This window comes from Faecalimicrobium dakarense, from assembly GCF_000499525.1.
Taxonomy (GTDB): domain Bacteria; phylum Bacillota; class Clostridia; order Peptostreptococcales; family Peptostreptococcaceae; genus Faecalimicrobium; species Faecalimicrobium dakarense.
The window spans coordinates 1-17,643 of record NZ_HG529247.1; the positions used below are offsets into that span (position 1 = coordinate 1).

Sequence of the window (17,643 nt, forward strand, 5' to 3'; positions counted from 1 at the left end):
CTATTTTTATATTATAAAATAAATTAAAGGGTAATCAAATTAAGCCTAGTTGTTTTAAAATAAATATCCATAAGAATACTGTAAATACACAAAAAGCAGAACTGAATACTACTATTTGCCCTGCAAGATCACTATCGGCATCCATTTGCTGAGCCATTGTAAATGATGAAACAGCAGTAGGTGCAGCAAAAATAACCATAAGAGTTGCAAGTTCAACATCTCTATATCCTGCCAGTATACATATAGGTATAAATATACAAGGCACTACTAAAATCTTACCAATAACACCTATAGCAGTTTGTTTTAGATGTTTCTTGATTTCAGTAAATTTAAAAGAGCCTCCTAAAAGTATTAGTGATAGTGGAGTAGCTATTTTTGAAATATCACTTATTGTCTTTTCTATTGGGCTAGGTAATTTTATTCCCACGGAAATAGTAATAATACCTATAAAAGAAGCTATTATAAGAGGATTTTTAATTATGCCTTTTATAACCTTTTTAAAGTCAGGTTTACCACCTCTAAATGCTTCAAGTGCAAATACTGATAGCATATTGAATAGAGGAATTACAATTGCAATAAGCAGTGAAGCAACTCCAACCTGATCTTCTCCAAATAAAGATGCAGTAACAGGTATACCAAAAATTACGAAATTACTACGAAATATTCCTTGTACAAGCACACCACGTTTTTTATTATTTTTTTCAATAAAAGGCATAGAGACATAAAGAGTTATAAAAAGGGTTATTACACAAAAAGCCGAAAATACCATTAGCCTAGGATTAAAGACATCTTTTATATTAGTTTTATAGATATTGTAAAATAGTAATAATGGTAAAAATGATTTGAAAGATACATTATTCATAGTATCTAAAGTGCGGTCATCAAACATACCAATATATTTAAGAACATAACCTAAAGCCATCGTTAAAAAAAGAGGAAGAACAACATTAAATGATAAAATAAGATTTTCCATAATTAATTAGCCTTAAATAGAGTATCTAATTGAGTTAAATTTACTTCTGCTAAATTTGAATTATTTGGATTTATTTTCTTAAATGCATTTATTAATATATTTACTGGATTATGTGCAGTAAGCTGAGATTTATCTTTTAACATAGTATTAGAATTATTTAAGTTCATAAAATCCACCCCCTTATAAGATTTGATTTTTAACAGATTGTATACTTATTTCTCTCTATTTTGAAATTTAGGATATGTATATTGATAAAGTTATTAGATAATTCATAATAAGTATAAGTAAAAAATTGTAAAAAATCAAACTACTTTAATTGATTATTACAAAAAAACATGTTCTTTTAATGTATATAAATTTCATGAAAAATATTTTTATAATAAAGTGTAACATTTGTATATAAAATTTATATACTATATAGAAAAAGATACCTTGACAGGCGATGTATATAAAACTAATATGTAAGTATAATAGTAAATATAAAGAATTGTATTACAAAACTAATATAAACATAGTGATAATCATATAGAGTAGGAGGTGAAGTAATGTGTCAATTACTTCAGATTTAATAAGAGGCCACACAGAAACCATTATTTTAGCAAGCTTAATTAAGGGTGATACTTATGGATATGAAATTAATAAAAGTATAAAAGAGAAAACCAATAACGAGTATGAGCTAAAAGAAGCTACACTTTATTCAGCGTTTAGAAGACTTGAAGAAGGTGGAATGATTACATCATATTGGGGTAATGAAAACAAAGGTGCAAGGAGACGATATTACTCAATTACACCTTTAGGAAAAAGTGCATATGAAAAAAACAAGATGGATTGGGATGAAGCAAAAAAATTAATAGATAGTTTAATATAAAGGGATAGGAGAGGTAAAAATGAACAAAAAAATAGAAAGGTATGTAAGTAGTTTATTTGAAGATGCACCTAAATCTAAAAAAAAACTGTGAGCTTAAGGAAGAAATTACATCGAGTGTAAATGATAAATATAATGATCTACTAGAATCAGGGCTAGATGAAAAAGAAGCCTATAACAAAGCAATTTCTAATATAGGTGATGTAGAAGAACTTATTGGATATGACTTTATGAATAAAGACGATGAAAATCAGAGGAAAAAATCAGCCAAAGTTATAGCTATATCAGTGATGATGTATATTATATGCCCTATACCAGTTATATTATTTGAATCTTTGGGGACATGGGGAGAAGAATTAGGTATAGTGATTATGTTTGCACTTATTGCAACAGCCACAGGTCTTTTAATTTATAACGGATCATCAAGACCTAAATATCATAAAATGGATGATACTATGGTGGAAGAGTTTAAAGAGTGGAAATCAGTAAATGATCAAAATCATAGAGCAAAAAAATCTATTACATCTGCTATGTGGACTATGATAACCGCAATATACTTTTTAGTAAGTTTTACATTTGGAAACTGGGAAACATCATGGATAGTATTTATAATTGGAGCAGCTATAGAACAAATAATTAAAGCATTTTATGACTTGAAAGGGGATAAATAAGTTATGGGAAGTAAAAATGCTAAGCTTAGATTGGTAATATGGTCTATAATAACTGTTATACTTATAAGTTTATTTGTAGGAGGAATATCACTTAGAAATGGAGATAATTTAGGTAAAACTAATGAATGGACTGTTAAATCAGATAGTTTAAAGAATATAAAAATTAATTTAACAAGAGATGATTTAGTTATAAAAACTACGAAAGATAAAGATATAAAAATAGTTGAAAGTAGTAATTATAAAATAAATAAAAGAGAACAGTTAAATATATCAGAAGAAAATAACAGTTTAAATATTTATAGAGATAATAAAATGTTAGAATGGATATCATTTGGTAGGTTTAAATTGAGACGTATAGAAATTTATATACCAGAAAATTATAAAGAAAATTTGATTGTAAATAACCATGTTGGAGATATAGATGTGCTATCAAATTTAAATTTAGAAAATTTTGAAATATACCAAAATGTTGGAGATTTAAATATTGAAGGAGATATTAGTTGTAATAGTCTTTCTGCAAAATTAGATGTAGGAAATATTGATTCTAGAATTATTAATACAAAAGAATATAAATTTAAGGCATCAGTAGGAGATATTGACATTAAAGGTATTAGTGGAAAAGGTAGTATAAAGTCTAATGTAGGAGATGTAAGATGTGAAGTAGATAAAATAGGTGGGAATATAGATATAAAATCTAATGTAGGGGATGTAGATCTATATATATCAGAGAATCTTAGTTTTGATTTAGATGCTAAATCTAATGTTGGAGAAGTTGATTCAAATTTCCAAGCAAATATAGATGGAAAAAGAATGAAGTCATCTGTAGGAACAGATATTTCAGGTACGGTAAAAGTAAAATCTGATGTAGGGGACATAAGTATTAATAAAAAATAAATTATAACAAAATGTTGATTGTGTATATTACACCTATAAATAAATGCATGCTTAATGATATAATAAGTTGTAAAATATAAAAGTTTATTTTGATTTATAGAATTTTTGAAGTATAAAAATTATGATATAAATAGCTCAATTAGGAGGTTTACTAATGAAAGAAAAGAATAGCGTAGATATAGCAAAAGCTTCTATCAATATGGCTATATCTTCAAGACAAGAAGAAGAAAAACTTATAGAAGAATTTAAAAAAGAAAATGTTTTAGCTGTAGCAGTAGATATTGGTGGAAATTTAAATTCATCTATTCAAAAAATAATAGAAAGAGCTTTGGTAGCGTCTAAAAGAACTGGAATAATTAAAGATTGCCATGTTCATGATGGTGCTATAGCAGGAGCTACTAGAGAAGCAATAATGCAGGTTGCAGATAAGGCAAATGGCCTTAGTGTAGGTGGAAAAATTGGAGTTGCAAGACAAGGAGAACATGTAAGTGTATGTATTTTCCTTAGTGTAGGCTTACTTCATTTAAACGAAGTAGTAATTGGGCTTGGACATAGATCAATAGCAGATTTATAAATTATATATTGACAGAAGTGAAAAATCTATATATAATTCACTTTAACAGGAAAGTAGTATAGATAATATAGATTATCTTAGTAGGTAGAATAGTAGAACAGTAGTTTAATAGTATAAATGTTATGGAGAATTAGAAGTATAGTAAGTAAAAGTAGAATAGGAATTATTAATTCACCAAACATTATAAAATACAAATATTAAAAAATGTATTCAAATATATTAGTTTTATATATTTAGATACATAAATATTAAATAGTAGCACAGTAGCATAAGTAGGAGATATAGCTTTAATAATTATTATTATTTAGGAAATTAACAGCCCTCTCCATATAAATTTTTGGAGGGGTTTTTTAATTATAATAAATTATATCTAATTTTGACTACAAAAAATACTATTTAAAACTTTGTTCTATTAATCATATAAATTAAAAACAAAGTATTTGGAGGTTGGTAGTATGGTAGCAAAAAAAATAATTTTATTAAGTTCAATTCTAGTAGGCATGTCTTTATTTTCAGCATGTTCAAATGGGAATTCTTCATCACAAGAAGATATGGTGAATATAGGGATATCCCAAATAGCATCTCATCCAGCTTTAGATTTAGCTAGAGAAGGATTCGTAGAAGCTTTAAATTCTAAAGGATTTAAAGAAGGAGAAAATCTGAATTTAGAAATCCAAAATGCAGAGGGTGATATTGCAACATCTCAAATGATATCTAACAATTTTGTTTCAAGTAACAAAGATTTAATATTTGCAATTGGAACTCCTGCAGCACAGGCAGCTTTTAATACAACGAAAGATATTCCGATTATAACTACAGCAGTAACTGATGCTGTAAAAGCAGGTCTTGTAAAATCAGAGGATAAGTCAGGAACTAATGTTGCAGGGACTAGTGATGCAGTACCTATAGAAAAACAATTAAAACTTATACAAGAAATTGTTAATGATGTAAAAACTATAGGGGTTTTATACAATACTAGTGAGGTAAACTCTGAAGTTCAAGTAAATAATTTAAAAGAATTAGCTAAGAAAAATAATATAGAAGTAATTGCAAAGGGTGTAAATAGTGTAAATGATATAAGTCAAGGTTTAGATTCTATATTAGATAAAATTGATGTTTTATACACTCCAGCAGATAATATGATAGCTTCTTCAATGGCAATAATATCTTCTAAATCAGTAGATAAAAAAATACCAGTAATTGGAGCGGAAGAAGCTCACGTTAAAGGTGGAGCTTTAATAACAGAAGGTATTAATTACAAAAAACTTGGTTTTGAAGCTGGACTTATGGCAGTTGAAGTTTTAGAAGGAAAAAATATAAAAGATCTATCTATAAAAACTTTAGAAGAAACGGAACTTGTTATAAATGAAGATACACTTAAAAAGCTTTCTATAAACATAAATGAAGTTATAATGAGCAGAGCTAAGCTTATAAAGGGAGGTAATTAATATGAACTTCTTTATAGGTACTTTAGAACAGGGACTTATTTTTGCAATAGGAGCATTAGGAGTATATATAACTTATACTATATTAGATTTTCCAGATCTATCTGTAGATGGAACGTTTAGTTTAGGTGCTGCAATTACTGCATCATTTATATTAAAAGATATTAACCCATTTTTATCACTGGGATTAGCATTTATAGGAGGAGCTATAGGAGGATTAGCTACTGGAATATTACATGTAAAATTAAAAATAACTAATCTTTTATCGGGAATTTTAGTTATGATCGGACTATACTCTATAAATTTAAGAGTGATGGGAAAGGCAAATCTTCCCATGATTAATAAGACTAATATATTCTCTAGTAATATTTCGACAGTTGCAATTTTAGTACTAATGGTTTTAATAACTAAGTTATTAATGGATATTTTATTTAAAACAAAGTTTGGATTTATATTAAGGGCTACAGGGGATAATGACACATTAGTTACTTCACTTGGAGTAAATAAAGGAACAATGAAAATAGTTGGACTTATGATATCTAATGGACTTGTAGCTTTAAGTGGAGCTATAATGGCACAATATCAAAGATTTTCAGATATATCTATGGGAAATGGGTTTATAGTGGTTGCTTTAGCATCTATTATACTTGGTCAATCTGTTTTTAAAAATAGTAAGTTTTTAAAAGGAACTACAGTAGTTATAATAGGTGCATTTTTATATAAATTAAGTGTTGGTATTGCTTTAAATTTAGGCTTCCCACCGACAGATTTAAAGTTAATAACGTCATTAATAGTAGTTATTGCTATAGTTATGAATAATAACAATATATTAAATAAAATTAAATTTTCTTCAAAAGAGAGGGGGAGTCTAAATGCTTAAAATAAGTTCAATAAGTAAAGGATTTAATAAAGGAACAATAAATGAAACTAGTATTTTTGATAACTTTAATTTAGAGATAAATAAAGGAGATTTTATAACTATTGTCGGTAGTAATGGAGCAGGAAAATCTACTCTTTTAAATATAATATCTGGGGCTTTAGGATTAGACTCAGGTAAAATTATTCTAGAAGAAAAAGATATAACTAATTTAAAAGAACATAAAAAATCAAAAGTTATAAGTAGAGTGTTCCAAGATCCAACTAAGGGAACATCACCATCTATGACTATTTTAGAAAATTTATCTTTAGCAGATAATAAGGGTAGTAGTTTTGGACTTTCTTTAGGAGTTAATAAAAGAAAGATAGAGGAATTTAAAGACCATCTTTCTATATTAAATTTAGGTCTTGAGGATAAAATTAATACAAAAGTAGGAATGTTATCTGGAGGACAAAGGCAAGCTCTTTCTTTACTAATGGCTACCTTAAATACACCAAAGATTTTACTTTTAGATGAGCATACGGCGGCATTAGATCCAAAGACATCAGAAACTATTATAAACCTTACAAATAGCATAGTTAAGGAAAAAAATATTACAACAATTATGATAACTCATAATTTAAATCATGCTATAGAGTTTGGAAATAGATTACTTATGATGCATAGAGGGGAAATAATTCTTGATATGGGGAAAATAGAAAAAAGTAATTTGACTAAAAATGCTCTTATAGAAGAATTTAATAAAATTACTTTTAAAGAAGAACTTTCGGATAGAATCATGTTTGCTTAATTTAATAATAAATTATATTGTATTAAGAATGTTTAAGTAGATTTCAAAATAGAGAATAATAAATAGCTCTTATACCTAGTTTATGATTAGGTATGAGAGTTTTTTTATTTTGGAAAACAATATATAATAAGGAATCGAACAAAAAAAGAGGCTTTATGGGGAAAAAGAAAAAGATTTTTTAGAGTAAAGGAATTAATTTGAAGTTTTTAATATAATATTGATTTACATAAAATAATTTATTTTAGAAGAATGATAAAAAGCTGTATCACAAATAGGTGGTGCAGCTTTTTAATTTGCAAACTAAATAATAAAATACAAAAATGGAATATTTTATGTTTAAATTTAAAAGCTAGAGGTAAATATAAAATATAATAATGAAAATCATTATTAATTACTGTTGACAAACTATAATATAAAGAATAAAATATAATTAAATAAGTGATAATAGTAATCATTACTAAAATTGGGAGGTAGTTAATATGTCATTAATAAATAAGAAAGTATCAGAATTCACAGTTCAAGCGTATCAACAAGGAGAGTTTAAAGAAGTAACACTTGATTCAGTAAAAGGACATTGGTCAGTATTTGTATTCTACCCAGCAGATTTTACATTTGTTTGCCCAACGGAGTTAGGGGATTTAGAAGATAACTATGAAAAGTTTAAAGAAATAGGTTGTGAAGTTTATTCAGTATCAACAGACACTCATTTTGTACATAAAGCATGGGCAGATGCTTCAGAAACAATAGGAAAAATAAAATATCCTATGTTAGCTGACCCAACAGGAAAGCTAGCTAGAGATTTCGAAGTTATGATAGAAGAAGAAGGTTTAGCTTTAAGAGGAACTTTCATAATAAACCCAGATGGAGAAATAAAAGCATATGAAGTTCATGATTTAGGTATAGGAAGAAATGCAGAAGAATTATTAAGAAAAGTACAGGCAGCTCAATTTGTTGCACAGCACGTAGATCAAGTTTGCCCTGCTAAATGGACGCCAGGAGATGAAACATTATCACCAAGCTTAGACCTAGTAGGTAAATTATAATATTTATAGAGCAGTTATAATCCTTAAAGGGATTGATTAAAATAAGAGGCATTTATATGCTTCTTATTTTTTAAATAAATTCATGTTGGGAGATTTTAAATATGAGTAAAATATATGATTTAATAATAATTGGTGGAGGACCATCCGGTATATCAGCAAGTATATATGCAGGTAGAGCTAAGTTAAATACATTAGTTATAGAAAAAGAAAGTTGTGGAGGGCAAATAAAAACTACTAGTGAAATAGTAAATTATCCAGGTATAAGAAAAAGTAGTGGACCACATTTTATGGAAGAGATGAAACAACAAGCCCTAGATTTTAATGTTAAATTCAAAGAAAGTCAAGTTTTAGATGTTGATTTAGATAAAGATATAAAAACAATTAAAACTAAGTCAGAAAAATTACAATCAAGGTCTGTGATAATAGCAACAGGAGCATCTCCGAGAAAATTAGGATTTACAGGAGAAGAAAAGTTTACAGGTCGTGGAATAGCATATTGCGCAACTTGTGATGGTGAATTTTTTAAAGGGCTAGAAGTATTCGTTGTAGGTGCAGGATTTGCAGCAGCAGAGGAATCATTATTTTTAACTAAGTTTGCTAAAAAGGTTACGGTTATAGCAAGAGAACCAGAATTTACTTGTGCAAAATCTATATCAGATAAGGTAAAGTCTCATCCTAAAATAGAAGTTAAATTTAATACAGAAATTATAGAAGCTGGTGGAGATGGTGTACTACAGTATGCTAAGTTTAAAAATAATAAGACTAATGAAGTATTTGAATATAAAGTAAGCGAAGAAGATGGATCATTTGGTATATTTATATTTATTGGATATAAACCTCAAACAGATTTATTTAAAGGAAAAGTTGATTTAGATAATTATGGATACATATTAACTAATGAAAATATGGAAACTAATATTAGTGGAGTATATGCAGTGGGGGATTTAAGACCAAAAGAATTAAGACAGGTAGTAACAGCAGTTGCAGATGGAGCTATTGCAGCTACACGTGCTGAAAAATTCGTATCAAGTGAAAAAGAAAGACTTGGTATAAAAGAAGATATTATAGAAGAATCTACTAATGAAAACAAAGTAGTTGAAAATAATACAAAAGAAGAATTAAATTCTAATGTTAGCAAAAGAAGTAAGCTTTTAAATGATACATTAAGAACTCAATTAGAAGGTATACTAGATAGAATTGATAATGATGTAACATTAGTAACTATAGTAGATGGAAGTTTACCAAAATCTTTAGAGCTTAGAGATTTGGTTATAGATATAGCTGACCTTTGTGAAAAATTACATGTTGAAGTATATAAAAAATCCGAAAACTTAGATATAGAATCAAAAATAAATGCAGATAAACTTCCAGTCGTTGCGCTACTAGATAGTAATAAAAATTATAGTGGAGTTAAATTCCATGGAGTTCCTGGAGGTCATGAATTAAATTCATTTATATTATCTATATATAATTTGGGCGGCCCAGGTCAGAATATAGATAAAGATATAATAGACAATATAAAAGATATAGAAAATAAGGTAAATATAAAAGTTGCAGTATCATTATCTTGTCATTTATGCCCTGATGTAGTTATTGCAGCCCAAAGGATAGCTATAGAAAATGAAAATATAGAAGCAGAGATGGTTAATATATCTGAATTTGATGAACTAAAATCAAAACATAAAATAATGAGTGTTCCAGGCATCATAATTAATAATAAAGATGTATATTTTGGAGCAAAGAAAATAAATGAGATTGTATCTCTTATAAAATAAGAAATAAAACTGTAATTCTATATGTAGAATTACAGTTTTATTTTGATTTATAGGAATAAAATTATATATTTTTTTAGTACAATTAATAAATATAAATATGTAATGGGGATAATTTTAGGGAGATTGATAGGTGGTATAATGAGAGAAGTAATAACTTATTCACTATGTAATCATTATAATAACTCGGATAAATATTATGAAGAAATATCGATTTTTACTGATGAAGTAATAGGTGAGGTATATAATTTTACTAATGAATATTCAAAGGATTTTCAAGATTTTATAATTAAAAATTGTATAGAAGATGTAAGAAGCAACATAGAATATTCGCTTGAGCTTCTTATTTTAGGTGTTTTATGGAGAACTTATATAAATAAAGCAATTACGTTGAAAAAATACCAAAGGATATACTTATAAAACTATCCAATTTAAGAGAAAAAATAGTATAAAGAAACAAGTAGACTTTTTTAGAGGAATTTTAGAAACATTATTTTTAGATAAAGAAAACAATAAGGATATATATTTTACACTAGATAATTTGATAAAATTAATTGATTTCTTATCAGCTACAGGAGAATTTAAACAAGAAGTTAAAAGGTTAAAAATATGGAAAAATTATTTAGCTAATAAGCCTGAGAATGAAATTAACGATATAATAATATCATCAGTAAATTTACGAGAATGGTTTGAAGTAAAAAGTGAAGAAATATTAGGTAGTTATACTAAAAATGTTAATGAGTTTCATAATGAAAATCAAAAAAAATACAGATGGAGAGAAGATTATATATATTGTGGGCGTAAGAGAGTAGAATACCACTTAAATATGGTTGGAGCCGAAATAATGAATAGAGCCTACAGAGAATATTTTCTTGAAACAAAAGAAAAAAGATTACTTTTACCTTCTTGTATGAAGCTAAATTTTGATAATAACTGTAAAGCTATTAAAACTAAAGATGGATATTTGTGTAAAGAGTGTTCAAAGATATGTAAAGTTAAACAATATACAGAATTAGGTAAAAAAATAACTTTAAAGTTTATATTATTCCTCACGAATCATCTGCATTTGAAAAGGAAAAATGGAAGTAGGATATGTAGGTATAATTGGAGTAGCATGTGTGCTTAATCTTATTTCTGGAGGATTGAAAGCAAAAAGCTTAGGATATATCCCGCAATGCGTAGTACTAGATTATTGTGGATGTAAGAGCCATTGGCATACAGATGGTATTACTACGGATATTAATATTAAAAGATTATTATACACTATAGGTGTAAATAATTAGCATATATTAGATGTAGGAAATTTAAAGTATATAAAATAAATATAATCCTCTCATATTTGTGCGTCAAATGAGGGATTTTTAAATTAGTGAATTACTATATCTTTATTTATAAGGAGATAGCTTAATGGAATAGTTAGAAAAATTAAATGAAGTGTTATAGTATATTGAAGATAGCAAAACACAATTATCAGAATTAAAAGATAAAAATCAGGAAGAAATAATTTTAAGAATATGATAAATTATTTTTGAAGATTTAAGTACAAATGAAAATAATTTATAAATACAAGTTATAATGATATATAAGACATTATTAAATTAAAAATAAAATAATAAATGGAGATACTTTTATGAAAAAAATATTTTATTACGAAACTAAAATTGGAAAAATTGGTATAGTGCAAAATAACGAGAAAATAACTAATATTTATACATCCGACAAATTATCTTCAGATGGGATGGAAGTAATAGAAACTCCGTTAATTATAGAGGTGTATAATCAACTTAACGATTATCTAGAAGGAAAAAGAAAATCATTTGATTTTCCAATTGATCCAGAAGGAACGGAGTTTCAAAAGAAGGTGTGGAAAGAGCTTCAAAACACTCCTTATGGAGAAACTTTAAGCTATAAAGACATAGCAGAAAAAATAGGTAATCCAAAAGCCTCTCGCGCTATAGGAATGGCGAATAATAAAAATCCAATTTTAATAATAATTCCATGTCATAGGATAATAGGAAAAAATGGGAAATTAGTTGGATATGCAGCAGGATTAGATATGAAAAAACAACTTTTAGAAATGGAAAAGGAAAATAAAAATAAAAATGATTAGAGAACAACTATTAGAATTAGCAGAGGATGGATATAAGGATTTTTCTTTGAATTTATTACCGGGAGTGGATAATTTAATAGGAGTTCGTATTCCTCATTTAAGAAAAATTGCAAAGCAGGTTGCAAAATCAGACTGGCAAAGTTATATAGAAAATAATGATGAAATATACTTTGAAGAAGTTATGTTAAAAGGAATGATAATTGGATATTTAGAAAATCAAGATATTGAAGACATTTTAAAATACATATCTAACTTTGTACCTAAAATTAATAACTGGTCTGTTTGTGATAGTTTTTGTGTAGGATTAAAAATAACAAATAAAAATAGAGAAAGAGTTTGGGAATTTTTAAAACCTTATCTTTGTTCTGATAAAGAATTTGAAGTTAGATTTGCAGTAGTTATGATGATTAATTTTTATATTAATGAAGATTATGTAAAGTTAGTTCTAAAAGAGTTAGATAGTATTAAACATGATGGATATTATGTTAAAATGGCAGTAGCCTGGGCTGTTTCTATTTCATTTGTTAAATTTGAAGAATTAACATTAGATTATTTAAAAAATAATAATCTTGATGACTATACATATAATAAATCATTACAAAAAATATGTGAATCATTAAAAGTTGATAAAGATACTAAAAATGTTATAAGAAGTATGAAGAGAAAAAGGGTAAGTTTATCAAAATAAAATTAAAAAATGTTTATTAAAAGGATTAAATTTAAAAAATTTAGTCCTTTTTTATTATATATAAAACAAATCAATATTCTTCTATAGATGAATTTTCAGAAGCAAATTCTTCGTAAGTACGAAGTAACATACTGCGCTTTGTTACATTAACTTTTTGATAAATATTATGAATATGACTTTTGACCGTTCCTATAGAAATAACAAGCTCATCACTTATTTCTTGATTGTTTTTGTTTTGTAATAATACTTCTAATATATCTTGTTCTCTAATTGTTAAATTATATCTTTGAGAAAATTGGTAAAAAACGTAATTTGAAATCCTTGCTTTATTTATTAATTCTAAATCGTCTTGCTCTTGATTTTTAAAAATAGGTTCCATTATTGTGAAATTGCTAAATTGATTAGAAAAATATCTAATAGCAGAGACAGCATAAATAATATTTAAAATATCTTCAGATATACTTCTATTATTTATTTTAAGTGAAATATGTGTGTAAACATCAAAACTAAAAATAACAATAGTATCCTCGATAATAATTAAAAAAGAGAAGATAATAGTTAAAATTAGCAAGCTTTTATAAGATTTAATATTAGGATAATTTGTTATTAAATCAGAGTTGTTTTTTAAATAGAAAATACCAGTGAAACCTAAATATAAAGTTAAAATCTGATAAGGAAGATAGTAAGACCATACCATAAGATCATTTTGAGAAATCATAGGTGCAAAAATTACAGAAACGCCAAGTAATATGAAAATACACCAATCCATAAATGAGATTTTTTTATCTAGAATATAGTGATGAATGAAAATTAAGCAAGTACCTGTAGCTATCATAATTACCGTTTTAAAGGCAGGAACATTCATAAACTGTAGGTCATAGTAATGTGAAAAACTACTTAGAAACTCAGACATATAGATGATCGTATCATCAAAAATATAAAATAAAAATAGAATACTTATGCATAGATGGAAAGGGTATTTCTTACGTAAGTATAGGCTAGATGAATAAGTTAATGCACTTGTGTATAAGGAAATTAAGAAAATATTATAAATAAAAACAGTGATTTTCAATAGACAATCCCTCCTAAATCATTACCTATAAAGCAAATTTATATTTTTAGTGTACTATAAAGCAAATCGTTTAGCAACTCAAAAAAACGTGTAAAATACAGGGGAAGATTAGGGAAGTTTAGAAGAAAGATATACACAGGTTATAGAAAAATCCACCCTAAAGTAAGATGTTAGATTGATTTTAAACTTCTAGTTTCGAAGCTATGATTAAGGTATAAGTTGATCGATGAAACCTAGTAGTTGATTAACAAAATATACATTAAAGATTTAAGGGGGAAAAGTTTATGCCAATAAAACATTTTATAGACACTAATGATTTTACAAAGGAGGAGTTAATGGAGATAATTAACCTTTCTCTTAAAATTAAAAGATGTATCAAGTCAGGTTATTATCCACAATTATTAAAAAATAAATCATTAGGAATGATATTCCAACAATCGTCTACAAGAACAAGGGTATCATTTGAAACAGCGATGACTCAATTAGGTGGTCATGCTCAATACCTTGCACCAGGGCAAATACAATTAGGGGGACATGAAACTTTAGAAGATACTAGTTGTGTACTATCTAGATTAGTAGATATAGTTATGGCACGTGTTGATCGTCATGAAAGTGTAGCAGACTTAGCAAGATATGCAACAATTCCAGTAATAAATGGTATGTCTGATTATAACCATCCAACGCAAGAGATGGGAGATATGTGCACTATTATAGAGCATTTACCAGAAGGTAAAAAATTAGAAGATTGTAAGGTAGTATTTGTTGGTGATGCAACTCAAGTTTGTACTTCATTAATGTTTATTACTACAAAATTAGGTATGCACTTTACACAATTTGGACCTAAAGGATATCAATTAAAAGAAGATCATTTAAAAATAGCAGAAAAAAACTGCAAGGTCTCAGGTGGTTCTTATACTATAACTGATAATGAAGATGAAGCATTAAAAGATGCTGATTTTGTTTATACAGATGTATGGTATGGATTATATGATGCAGAGCTTTCAGAAGAACAAAGATTAGCAATATTTTATCCTAAATACCAAGTAACTCCTAAAATGATGAAAAAGGCAGCTCCTCACGTTAAATTTATGCATTGTTTACCAGCAACAAGAGGTGAAGAAGTTGTAAATGAAGTAATAGATGCACCTTATTCAATAGTATTTGATGAAGCTGAAAATCGTCTAACTGCAATGAGAGGTTTATTAGTTTACTTTATGAATTTGGCTGCCAAAGAAATAGATAAAGAAGAACAGGCAAAGTCAAAAGCTGACTTAGAAGAATTTATGAATAATTAGGAAGCTAGGAAGGGGCAGGAGAAAATGAATGAAACTCAAGGAAAGAAAAAATTTAGATTAACGGATGCTATCTTATCCGTAATCTGTGTAGTATTTGTTGCAGAAGCAGCGGCACCTGTAGCAGCTATAGGTAACTCACAATATTTTTGGTGGATATTCCTGATGTTAACATTCCTTTTGCCATATGGTTTGATTTCTTCTGAATTAGGCACTACCTATAACGGAGAAGGTGGATTATATGACTGGGTTAGAAAAGCGTTTGGGCATAAATGGGGAGCAAGGGCATCTTGGTATTATTGGATCAACTACCCATTATGGATGGCTTCTTTAGCAGTAATATTTCCTGAAATTTTAGGAATTGCTTTTGGTATAAAAATCCCTCTAATTGCATCATTACTTGTAGAATTAGCGTTTATATGGATTATAGTAGCCATTAGCTTTTATCCAGTATGTGATAGTGTATGGATTTTAAACGGTGCAGCATTTATAAAAGTATTATTAGCTGTTGTAGTAGGTGTACTTGGTATTTATGGAGCGATTACTAAAGGTGTAGCAAATGAATATACATTAAGTTCACTACTTCCATCTTTTGATTTAAATAGTTTATCATTTATTTCTGTTATATTATTTAATTTTTTAGGATTTGAAGTTGTTTGTACATTTGCAGATGACATGGAAAATCCTAAAAAACAAATTCCCCAGGCAATTATTATTGGAGGAATTGTTATTGCAGCAATTTATATATTCTCTGCATTTGGTATAGGAGTTGCAATTCCAACATCTGAAGTAAGCACAAGCAGTGGATTAATTGAGAGTATACAGTTATTAACAGGAAAAACAGGTGGATTATTTATTTCTATAATGAGTATTTTATTCCTATTAACTTTATTTGGAAATATGGTTTCTTGGGCTCTTGGAGTGAATAATGTGGCTTGTTATGCAGCATCAAATGGAGATATGCCTAAGGTTTTTGGTAAAAAAAGTTCAAAGAATGATATGCCTATAGGTTCTTCAATAATGAACGGAATAGTTGCATCATTAGTAGTCATTATAGCGCCACTTTTACCAAATGAGGATTTATTTTGGAGTTTCTTTGCATTAAATCTTGTAATGTTTTTAGCAGCATATTTACCAGTATTTCCTGCATTTTTAAAACTTCGTAAAATTGACCCTGATAAAGAAAGACCATTTAGAGTTAGTGGAAGTAATTTTGTATTAAAAGTTTTAGCTACACTACCAATGATTATGATTATTATCTCTTTAATATTTATTGCAGTTCCAATGAAAGTTGATACAGCAAGTTTAGCAGAAACTCTACCAATTACAATAGGTTCAATTATTTTCTTCATAGTAGGAGAAATTCTTATAAAAGTAAGAAACGCTAAGAATAAATCAAAAGGGGAGGTAAAATAAATGAAAAAGTTAACATCTACTCCAAAACAAGATGGGTTTAGAATGCCAGGAGAATTTGAAGAACATGATGGTTGTTGGATAATATGGCCAGAAAGACCGGATAACTGGAGACTTGGGGGGAAACCAGCACAACATGTATTTGTAAAAGTTGCAACAGTAATTAGTGAATTTGAAAAAGTTACAGTGTGTGTAAGTAATGCTCAGTATGACAATGCACGTAATATGTTACCGGATAATATACGTGTAGTTGAAATGTCAAATGATGATTCTTGGATTCGTGACTGTGGACCTACTTTTGTAACAAATGGAGAAGAAGTAAGAGGTGTTGATTGGTCATTTAATGCTTGGGGAGGATTAGTTGACGGGTTATACTTCCCTTGGGATAAGGATGATCATGTAGCTAGAAAAGTATGTGAGATAGAAAGAAAAAATAGATATCGCTTAGATGATTTTATTTTAGAAGGTGGATCTATTCATGTTGATGGTCAAGGTACATTAATAGTAACTGAAGAATGCTTATTAAGTGAGGGACGTAATTCTCATTTATCAAAAGAAGAAATTGAAGATGTATTAAAAGAATATTTAAATCTTGAAAAAATAATTTGGATTCCACGTGGTATATATAATGATGAAACAAATGGACATGTAGATAATATAATTCACTATGTTGAACCAGGTAAGGTAATATTAGCTTGGACAGAGGATAAAAATGATCCACAATATGAAATATGCCAAGAAGCATATAAAATCTTAAGTAATTCAACGGATGCAAAAGGAAGAAAGTTAGAAGTTGTTAAATTAATGCTTCCAGCTAATATATTAATTACAAAAGAAGAAAGTCAAGGAGTAGATGGAATAGACGGAACACTTCCTCGTGAAGAAGGAGACAGACTAGCAGCTTCATATGCAAACTTTTATATAGCAAATGGTGGGGTAGTATTTCCAACTTTTAATGATCCTAATGATGAAATAGCAAGAAAAACTCTACAAAGTTGTTTCCAAGATAGAAAAATTGTTGGAATTTATGCAAGAGAAATATTATTAGGTGGAGGAAACATACACTGTATAACACAGCAACAACCAAAATCTAAAAAGTAAAAACTAGGAAATATTAAATATCATTAATTCATAAACTAATTTATACAATAAAAAAAGATATTA

20 protein-coding genes are annotated in these 17,643 nt (G+C 27.8%); 17 read left to right on the forward strand and 3 right to left on the reverse strand.

The window, feature by feature from the left end:
* Nucleotides 1–34: 34 nt before the first annotated feature.
* Together BN899_RS02985 and BN899_RS18895 are read right to left on the reverse strand one after the other, a co-directional pair.
* A complete protein-coding gene (locus tag BN899_RS02985) occupies nucleotides 35–973 on the reverse strand; it encodes an AEC family transporter (RefSeq protein ID WP_042272772.1) in 939 nt (312 codons plus the stop codon).
* Between the two features lie 2 nt (nucleotides 974–975).
* Nucleotides 976–1,140 (reverse strand): hypothetical protein, encoded by a 165-nt coding sequence (locus tag BN899_RS18895; protein ID WP_154658876.1) that lies wholly within the window; start codon nucleotides 1,138–1,140, stop codon nucleotides 976–978.
* 380 nt (nucleotides 1,141–1,520) lie between these two features.
* On the opposite strand from BN899_RS18895, the gene BN899_RS02990 reads away from it, so the two are divergent.
* From BN899_RS02990 to BN899_RS03045, 14 genes are all read left to right on the forward strand, one after another.
* Nucleotides 1,521–1,841: a PadR family transcriptional regulator gene (locus BN899_RS02990; RefSeq protein ID WP_042272775.1), complete on the forward strand. Its 321-nt coding sequence runs from the start codon at nucleotides 1,521–1,523 to the stop codon at nucleotides 1,839–1,841.
* Between the two features lie 62 nt (nucleotides 1,842–1,903).
* Nucleotides 1,904–2,509, forward strand: coding sequence for a permease prefix domain 1-containing protein (locus BN899_RS02995; RefSeq protein WP_052356538.1), 606 nt, complete (start codon nucleotides 1,904–1,906; stop codon nucleotides 2,507–2,509).
* 3 nt (nucleotides 2,510–2,512) lie between these two features.
* Entirely contained in the window at nucleotides 2,513–3,403 is an 891-nt protein-coding gene (locus tag BN899_RS03000) for a DUF4097 family beta strand repeat-containing protein (RefSeq protein WP_042272777.1), read from the forward strand.
* 154 nt (nucleotides 3,404–3,557) lie between these two features.
* Nucleotides 3,558–3,977 carry a HutP family protein gene (locus BN899_RS03005; protein ID WP_042272779.1) on the forward strand — a complete coding sequence of 140 codons (420 nt, stop codon included), beginning with the start codon at nucleotides 3,558–3,560 and terminating at the stop codon, nucleotides 3,975–3,977.
* Nucleotides 3,978–4,432: 455 nt separating this feature from the next.
* Nucleotides 4,433–5,425, forward strand: a complete 993-nt coding sequence (locus tag BN899_RS03010; protein ID WP_042272782.1) for an ABC transporter substrate-binding protein — start codon at nucleotides 4,433–4,435, stop codon at nucleotides 5,423–5,425.
* A gap of 1 nt (nucleotide 5,426) precedes the next feature.
* A complete protein-coding gene (locus BN899_RS03015) occupies nucleotides 5,427–6,302 on the forward strand; it encodes an ABC transporter permease (RefSeq protein WP_042272785.1) in 876 nt (291 codons plus the stop codon).
* On the forward strand, nucleotides 6,295–7,089 hold the full coding sequence (locus BN899_RS03020; protein WP_042272788.1) for an ABC transporter ATP-binding protein: 795 nt from the start codon (nucleotides 6,295–6,297) through the stop codon (nucleotides 7,087–7,089). The genes BN899_RS03015 and BN899_RS03020 overlap by 8 nt, the downstream gene beginning before the upstream one ends.
* Before the next feature lie 479 nt (nucleotides 7,090–7,568).
* A complete protein-coding gene (gene ahpC, locus BN899_RS03025) occupies nucleotides 7,569–8,132 on the forward strand; it encodes an alkyl hydroperoxide reductase subunit C (RefSeq protein WP_042272791.1) in 564 nt (187 codons plus the stop codon).
* A gap of 101 nt (nucleotides 8,133–8,233) precedes the next feature.
* The gene (locus BN899_RS03030; RefSeq protein ID WP_042272793.1) at nucleotides 8,234–9,907 is read left to right on the forward strand and encodes an FAD-dependent oxidoreductase; all 1,674 of its coding nucleotides are present in this window, start codon (nucleotides 8,234–8,236) and stop codon (nucleotides 9,905–9,907) included.
* Between the two features lie 138 nt (nucleotides 9,908–10,045).
* Nucleotides 10,046–10,324, forward strand: coding sequence for a hypothetical protein (locus BN899_RS19510; RefSeq protein ID WP_242824058.1), 279 nt, complete (start codon nucleotides 10,046–10,048; stop codon nucleotides 10,322–10,324).
* A gap of 121 nt (nucleotides 10,325–10,445) precedes the next feature.
* Nucleotides 10,446–11,030, forward strand: coding sequence for a DUF116 domain-containing protein (locus tag BN899_RS20075; protein ID WP_278244951.1), 585 nt, complete (start codon nucleotides 10,446–10,448; stop codon nucleotides 11,028–11,030).
* Complete coding sequence (locus BN899_RS20080) at nucleotides 11,023–11,187, forward strand: hypothetical protein (protein ID WP_278244952.1); 165 nt, start codon at nucleotides 11,023–11,025, stop codon at nucleotides 11,185–11,187. Before BN899_RS20075 ends, BN899_RS20080 begins: the two co-directional genes overlap by 8 nt.
* A gap of 347 nt (nucleotides 11,188–11,534) precedes the next feature.
* Nucleotides 11,535–12,014: a methylated-DNA--[protein]-cysteine S-methyltransferase gene (locus tag BN899_RS03040; RefSeq protein WP_042272795.1), complete on the forward strand. Its 480-nt coding sequence runs from the start codon at nucleotides 11,535–11,537 to the stop codon at nucleotides 12,012–12,014.
* The gene (locus tag BN899_RS03045) at nucleotides 12,007–12,702 is read left to right on the forward strand and encodes a DNA alkylation repair protein (protein WP_042272798.1); all 696 of its coding nucleotides are present in this window, start codon (nucleotides 12,007–12,009) and stop codon (nucleotides 12,700–12,702) included. Before BN899_RS03040 ends, BN899_RS03045 begins: the two co-directional genes overlap by 8 nt.
* 70 nt (nucleotides 12,703–12,772) lie before the next feature.
* Here the strand turns inward: BN899_RS03045 and BN899_RS03050 are convergent, their stop codons facing one another.
* The gene (locus BN899_RS03050) at nucleotides 12,773–13,774 is read right to left on the reverse strand and encodes a helix-turn-helix domain-containing protein (RefSeq protein ID WP_042272801.1); all 1,002 of its coding nucleotides are present in this window, start codon (nucleotides 13,772–13,774) and stop codon (nucleotides 12,773–12,775) included.
* A gap of 284 nt (nucleotides 13,775–14,058) precedes the next feature.
* Here BN899_RS03050 and ptcA point away from each other — a divergent pair, with 284 nt between their 5' ends.
* Genes ptcA through aguA form a run of 3 tightly spaced genes read left to right on the forward strand, consistent with a single transcriptional unit; the run spans nucleotide 14,059 to nucleotide 17,580 of the window.
* Nucleotides 14,059–15,069, forward strand: coding sequence for a putrescine carbamoyltransferase (gene ptcA / locus BN899_RS03055; protein WP_042272803.1), 1,011 nt, complete (start codon nucleotides 14,059–14,061; stop codon nucleotides 15,067–15,069).
* A 24-nt stretch (nucleotides 15,070–15,093) separates the two neighbouring features.
* Nucleotides 15,094–16,482, forward strand: a complete 1,389-nt coding sequence (locus BN899_RS03060) for an APC family permease (protein ID WP_042272805.1) — start codon at nucleotides 15,094–15,096, stop codon at nucleotides 16,480–16,482.
* Nucleotides 16,483–17,580 (forward strand): agmatine deiminase, encoded by a 1,098-nt coding sequence (gene aguA / locus BN899_RS03065; RefSeq protein ID WP_042272808.1) that lies wholly within the window; start codon nucleotides 16,483–16,485, stop codon nucleotides 17,578–17,580.
* Nucleotides 17,581–17,643 lie beyond the last annotated feature (63 nt).